This window comes from Microcoleus sp. Pol12B3 (genome assembly GCF_036701355.1).
Taxonomy (GTDB): Bacteria; Cyanobacteriota; Cyanobacteriia; order Cyanobacteriales; family Microcoleaceae; genus Microcoleus.
This window is the reverse complement of record NZ_JAUBQS010000071.1, coordinates 1-6061: the sequence shown is the minus strand read 5'-3', so window position 1 is coordinate 6061 and position 6061 is coordinate 1. Positions and strand designations below refer to the sequence as shown.

General features: G+C 44.2%; 5 protein-coding genes. 3 read left to right on the top strand and 2 right to left on the bottom strand.

The window, feature by feature from the left end; translation table 11 throughout:
• The first annotated feature begins 101 nt into the window (after positions 1-101).
• Complete coding sequence (locus tag QUA53_RS24875) at positions 102-278, top strand: hypothetical protein (protein WP_190658565.1); 177 nt, start codon at positions 102-104, stop codon at positions 276-278.
• Positions 279-293: 15 nt separating this feature from the next.
• On the opposite strand, the gene QUA53_RS24870 is transcribed toward QUA53_RS24875, so the two are convergent.
• Together QUA53_RS24870 and QUA53_RS24865 are read right to left on the bottom strand one after the other, a co-directional pair.
• The gene (locus tag QUA53_RS24870) at positions 294-896 is read right to left on the bottom strand and encodes a Uma2 family endonuclease (RefSeq protein WP_333100338.1); all 603 of its coding nucleotides are present in this window, start codon (positions 894-896) and stop codon (positions 294-296) included.
• A 289-nt stretch (positions 897-1185) separates the two neighbouring features.
• A complete protein-coding gene (locus tag QUA53_RS24865) occupies positions 1186-2847 on the bottom strand; it encodes a glycosyltransferase family 39 protein (RefSeq protein ID WP_333100337.1) in 1662 nt (553 codons plus the stop codon).
• Positions 2848-2921: 74 nt separating this feature from the next.
• Here QUA53_RS24865 and QUA53_RS24860 point away from each other — a divergent pair, with 74 nt between their 5' ends.
• Together QUA53_RS24860 and QUA53_RS24855 are read left to right on the top strand one after the other, a co-directional pair.
• Positions 2922-4409: a hypothetical protein gene (locus QUA53_RS24860; protein WP_333100336.1), complete on the top strand. Its 1488-nt coding sequence runs from the start codon at positions 2922-2924 to the stop codon at positions 4407-4409.
• 359 nt (positions 4410-4768) lie between these two features.
• Positions 4769-5173 (top strand): hypothetical protein, encoded by a 405-nt coding sequence (locus QUA53_RS24855; RefSeq protein ID WP_333100335.1) that lies wholly within the window; start codon positions 4769-4771, stop codon positions 5171-5173.
• Positions 5174-6061: the final 888 nt, after the last annotated feature.

Genomic DNA, 6061 nt, shown 5'->3' with positions numbered 1-6061 from the left:
GTAGGGGCGGGTTTTACGAATAATATTTAATACCAGCAGACAATCTAGATAAACCCGCCCCCACCCAACCAATAACCCAGATTAACCTGATGTGCGATCGAATGCAAAGAATATTGATTCGGATTTGTCGTTGGGCAGGGCGGGTTTATTTATTTTCTCAATTAGTGGCAAAAATGGTTGGCGAACCCGCCCCTACAATAATTGCGGGCGATCGAGATTTTTTGTCGGGCAGGGCGGGTTTATTTATTTTCTTAATTAGTGGCACAGATGGTTGGTGAAACCCGCCCCTACAATCATTTTTCAGGTGCAATTTCTCGATCTACTTGTTCAAAATTCACTTTATTATATATATCTGCCACAGCAATTTCAAAGGATACTGAAGCAAGCGCGATCGTCTCATCCGATTCATTGTACTCAGCAAACGACCATCGCTTATCATCCGTCTTAGAAAAATGTTCGATATATCTCCGATTTTGGTCGAGCAATAAGTATTCTTCAAGAGTGGGAATCGTGCGGTATCCCTCAAACTTTTTGCTGCGATCGTATCCTTTAGTTGAAGCTGACAAAACCTCAATAATTACCCTGGAATTGGTAATCGTATCGGTGCGGTTATTATAATACTCCGGCTCCCCACATACTACCATCACATCGGGATAAGTATAGATGCGCTTTTTGGGTATCCACAAGCGGACATCGCTCATGAAAACTCGATAGTCTTGTTTTTTGAACGCAAAATTTAGTTCGGCATAGAAATTGCCAGCTATTTGATTGTGATTGGTAGAGCCACCGGCCATAGGAAATATTTCACCATCAATGTATTCGCTTTTGTAGTCAGCAGCTTCTTCTAGTGCTAGATATTCCTCGATCGAGTAGTATCGTTGTTCAGTAAGTTGCATAGTTCTATTAGAGAGCATTTAACTGAGGCTTTTGTTTAGTGTAACATTTGTGGGTAAGCTTTTTAAGGTTGAGTTTGTGTAGGGAGTTTTTGAGATTGTTGGTTTCTCGTATAAATTGTTGTTAAACTCATCCGCACCCAGCCGATCGCCTAGATTTATCTGATATCCGATTGCATCCCAAAAATGTAGATTCGGATTGGTCGTTGGGTGGGGGCGGGTTTTCGAGATTTTTGGTCTGAGCCGATTATGGTTGGTGAACCCGCCCCTACGGTAATTTGGGGAAACACGCTTATTTTCGAGTTACCAAAACCCAATCGTCCGCTGTTTTCACAACCTCAGCATTCTGCAAACCTAAATGTTTTAAAACTGGTTTTTCTAACAGAAAATAAGGTGGAGGATGAGATTGCCATTTCTGTTTGAGCGTCGGCGCGTCGGCGACAATAACTTGGCGTTGACTATAAAAATTAAGCGATGGACGGCCCAAGCGGTGAGAAGTAAACACCTGTTGACCGGCCGGAGTTCCTGTGCGGACAATTTCGGCGATCGGCTTAACCGGATAATCCTCCGCCAGTTCCCAAACCCAGTTATCTGAAGCCACCAATACCAACAGCGTCAGGTAAGTTCCCCAAATTAAAACTAATATAAACTGTCGGTCTTTGCGGTGCAGCAACACGGCCGCCATTGTCATTGTCAAAGCTACAAACATCAGCATTAACTGCAAATCTCGCTCTGGAGGCGCAATTTGTACCCCGATCCGTACCCAGCCACTTAAGTAAACGCAACCGACGACAGCAACTACACCCAGCACTGCCAAAATCCCGGGATGAGGCAACAAAGAAATAGCATCAAAACGTTCTTCTGCTTCCTCTTTGACAGGCTCTGGCGGCAGCCACAGTTGCTCCCAAACTTCAGCGAGATAACTGCCAACGGCAAGAGCAAAAGCTGGATAAATTGGCAAAACATACCACGGCAATTTAGTAGTCATCACAGAAATAGCCAGCAGATATACTCCAGTCCAAACCAATACTAATTTTGGCCCTGGAAAATTGCGATTTTCCCAACTCAAACGCAGCCCTTGCAGCCAAAATAACTGCCACGGCGAAGCTAATTTTAAAATTTCTAAAAGATAATACCAGGGCGGGCCTCTGTGACTGCTCACAGGTTCCGAAATGCGCCGGAAAGATTCGTTTACTAAATTAGCGTGGATGAAATATTGGCCGTAGTGCAGCCATTGGGCAAAATACCAAGCAGCTACTGGCAATGTTCCGATCGCGAATCCACCCCAAAGATACCCAGAAGTGAGGAGTCGCGGGGTATCCCAAACCAAAAAAATACAGCCAACAGCAGCCAGCAGCAGCCCCAACATCACGCCCTTAGTGAGGCAAATGAGTCCGAACCCAATCCCCGCGCCCAAAGCGTAGCGCAAATCCCGGCGCGATCGCAGCAAACACCACATCGCCCCCAGCAAAAAACACAAAACCGCCCCATCCAACATCGCCAAACGTCCGTGCCGCACCACCGGTAACAGCGTCAGATAAACGAGGGCAGAAAAAATGGCGATCGCACGCGGAGGAAACAACTCCCTGCCAATGGCGTAAAGCAAGGGCACTGAAGTCGCTGTCAGCATCGCCGGTACCAACCTCGCCGTCAATTCGCTGACACCGCCTGCTGCAAAACACAGCCCGATTAGCCAGTGTACCAGCGGCGGTTTGTTGAAATAAGGCATAGAGTCGATCGTCGGATACAGCCAATTTAAGTTGCCGCGCCAAATTTCGCGACTTACCTGCGCCGCAATGCCTTCATCCCAATCCCGCAACGCCACGCCGCCCAGATTCAGCCCGAAAATCAGCACTGCAGCCAACAGAAAAGCCAGCATCCACAGTTTGTCTGTAAAGCTGTCATTCCAGCGATTTTTCGGTTTGCGGTTCAAGAATGGAAAGATTTCTGACATAAGTTAAGAGAGTTTTGAGCGTCCCAAACTGCAGGTAAACTTAGACAGCAGTTATTTGCGACTAGGAAAATACCATGAACTTGCCTGTAATTATAGATATTATCATTGGCTTAGTCTTTATCTACCTGACTTTAAGCTTGCTAGCTTCGGAAATTCAGGAACTGATTGCTACTGTTTGGCAGTGGCGGGCGGAACATTTAAAGAAGTCGATCGAAGTGCTAATTTCTGGAGGCAGCGAAGGCGCGAAAGATCCCCTGCAACTTAAGAGAGTTGGACAGTTAGCTCATGCGATTTACGCCAATCCGATTATCAAGGATTTGAATCAGGGAGCGAAAGGGGTTTTATCAGAGGGATTCCGCTCTGTTACGCACCGCATGGGGGATTTGTACCACGGAGTTACGGGTACTAAAAATGTTTTCGGCAATAAATCCAGTGGACCTTCTTATATTCCAGCAGAGTGTTTTTCGGCTAGCCTTTTGGAGACTTTAAAGGTTTCTAGTTTGCTCAGCTCTATTTCTAAAACCCGATTGGAAAGATTTAAAAATTTACAATTAGCACAAATTCAACAGATTGGAGAAAATCTGAGTTTGCCGGATGCTACTAAACCGATTATTGAGCAAGAATTTAGGTGGCTGACTGCGGAGTTCAATCGAGTTGTTGAAGATTATCAAAACAATTTAGCAAATTTGAACAACAGCTTAGATCGGATGTCGGAAAAGCTAGGATTTTATATTAAGGATTCTCAGGTTTATCTACCAGAAACCGAGCTGGCAGGGAGAGAATTTCAGAGGCAGATGGCATTTGTCAAGGCTCGTTTTGACAGCAAAATTGAGCGGGTGGCGCTGCTGGGACAACTGCAACCGAGTTTCAGCAATCTGTTAAATACTGTTAAAAAAAGTCAAGATACGGTAGCAGAAATTATGGATATCCAAGAGGAGAGTCCGATTTATCAACAAATTCAAGAAACCTTGGACAGTATGCCAGAATCTTTGAAACGCAGCCTTTATATTTTAGCGCAGCGCGCTGAAAAAAGCGGCGGAGATACTCAAGAGCAGTTGCAGCGGTTTCAGAAAGAAATTGAAATGTGGTTTGACCAATCGATGGAGCGTGCTTCGGGTGTTTACAAGCGGAATGCTAGAGGGGTGGCGATTTTGCTCGGAACTGCGATCGCTGTCGCTGCTAATGCTGATAGCATTCATATTATTAATCGGTTGTCGAAGGATTCGATGTTGCGCTCGACTGTTAATTTCTACGCTGAGCAGTTGGTGGCAAACAATGCTAAGACTAAATCAAATAATTTAACCAGTCTGACAAAAGTTCAACAGGATGTCGATCGAGCTTTGGAGCAGGTAGCTCTGCCTTTTGGATGGAGCGAACAGAATAGCTTAGAACGAGATAAGCAGGGGAATTTATTGTGGCCGGCGTTGATTGCAAAATTGTTTGGTTGGATATTAAGCGGTATAGCTATTTCTATGGGGGCTGCTTTTTGGTTTGAGGCGCTCAACAAGATTATTAATATTCGCAATGCAGGGAAAAAACCGCCATCTTCCACTGAATCTTGAGCGGTGCAGTTGCGAGGCCAGTTAACTAACTGTCATACCCTTTTAGATTTTAGATTTTAGATGGAGGAATGACTGATGACTATTGAGGTTTGAAGCGTGGGCTGACAGTTGGATTCTTTTTGAAAGTGGTATCACCGATAGGATATCGGATCGATAGGTAATTGCGTGTTTGCCGGAACTAAGGGAAAACACGCAGAATATAAATTCCGTGCGATCGCGGATGGCAGTGCTGCACAAATAGGGGAAACTAATAGATAGGTTAAATAAGAATGGGCGAAATAAACAAGGTCGCTGGCAGTTTCAGAAGCTCTGACTCCAAGGCTGTATCTACCGCTAAACAAACTTTTGGAGGACGGAATATGTTGACTTCTTTAAGGGAAACGACTCCCGCCTTGGAATACGCAAACCCCCCATCCAAAAGCTTTGTATTCAAGGACTCCAGCATCAATGAAGGTGGATATTTTGTTTCCAGAAATTTGGCTGGGGAATCTGACTGCATTGAGAAATTTACCTCGGCACTTCAAAAATCGGCCTCTATCCTTAGAGAGATTGACAAAGTTCCCACAACTTATGATTGCAGCGCCGACCAACTGCAATTAGGCTTTGTTATCCTCACTTCAGATTATCTGGAACCATACAAAAGTCAATTGCCAAAATCGCATAGTTCTCTGACTCAAAACAGCCGACTTGGTTCGTGTTATGCCGATCGACATTGTGATACACTCAACAACGGCGCTGGGCGCGATCGACGGTTTGCTAATTAAGGAGAGTGATTTCATGGAGGGTATGGAACGTACCGAGGGCGACTGGGCCAAATGCAATTGTAATTAGTGACGCAGGCGCGATCGAAATCAACGATTAGATCTGACTCAATCTCCAATCATATCAATTCGCTGAATAATTTGAATCACGTTTGTAGTGAGGTGGGCAGTCCTCACAGTGTCCGTACTAGCCGATAAGTCAATTCATTCCCAGCCATTGGTTCCCACTTAATATCAGACAGTTTTGACTGTTAGTAAATACGACCAAAATTCTTGGGAATTAGTAGTTGGGTGTATCCCAAACCTAGCAGCTTCAAGCCATATAGAATTCTTCAAAATCTACATAACTCAGTTTTCCCTTGGATGAAATACAGCTAGGGAAACTTTAGTGGATTGTGCCTATACATAAAAACTCACACTCAAATAAAAACTACTAAATATAAGAAGAGGTATTCGACGGTGAATTACCTCCACTATTTCCGCATTCCTCAACTCAGGCTACTCTTAGCAAAATAAGGTCAAAAAAAAATGGATAATAGAACCTAGATTTATTTCAATGTTCCCGATTAATATTGCGGCGATCTACTCCCATAGGTAGAGGCTCCAATTCCCCTTTTGGTCAAGAGGTAACAGGCAAATGCAGAGGCAAATAAATTAATCAAAATATTTTAAAAAGTACACAATCTTTCAATTTGGTGTTAATATATAATCAAACAAGCCTGATAAGATAACTCCGGGGTGTATCTACTAATAATGCCCTTAATGGAGTCTCCAAAATGAGTTCTACATTCACTCAAGTTAACTCGCAATCTTATTTTGAAAAACGGCCACTGCGCTCCTTAGTCTTCATTGACTCCGGCGTGGAAGATTACGAGTCACTTACAGCGGGAG